Raw genomic sequence first — 448 nt, 5'->3', positions numbered from 1 at the left:
GACGGCAACGAACCCAAAGACGAAGACCTCAAACCCCCGTCACGCGAAGTGCACCTGCACAAACGTGACGACGGCTGGTGGCGGCTCAACGGCCTCCTCGACCCCGAGTTCGGGGCCCGCGCCAACGCCCTGTTCGAAACCTGGGGACAACGAAGACCCATCGACGAGGACGGCAACCGCGACCCCCGCACCCCCGGCGAACGCCACGGCGACGCACTCTTCGACGCGATCCACTACGCCATGACCAACGACAAAGCCCCCACCCTCTCCGGAGACCGCACCACCGTCGTAGTCACCATCCCCCTGGAAACCCTGACCTCCGGACTCGGAGCCGCCTGCGTGGACGGCGTCGCACAGATCACCGCCCGGCACGCCCGCATACTGGCCTGCGACGCGAAAATCATCCCCGCCATCCTCGGCACCGACAGCGAACCCCTCGACATCGGCC

1 protein-coding gene is annotated in these 448 nt (G+C 67.2%); it reads left to right on the top strand.

Features of this window, described 5'->3' with window-relative positions; genetic code table 11:
- Positions 1 to 448, top strand: a 448-nt coding sequence (locus AVR91_RS44200) for a DUF222 domain-containing protein (RefSeq protein WP_228709498.1), incomplete at both ends; no start/stop codon positions are given.

The organism is Amycolatopsis keratiniphila subsp. keratiniphila (assembly GCF_001620365.2).
In the GTDB taxonomy this organism is placed as follows: Bacteria; Actinomycetota; Actinomycetes; order Mycobacteriales; family Pseudonocardiaceae; genus Amycolatopsis; species Amycolatopsis keratiniphila.
Note: the sequence above shows the minus strand (reverse complement) of the source record. Positions and strands in the feature narration are given on the sequence as shown.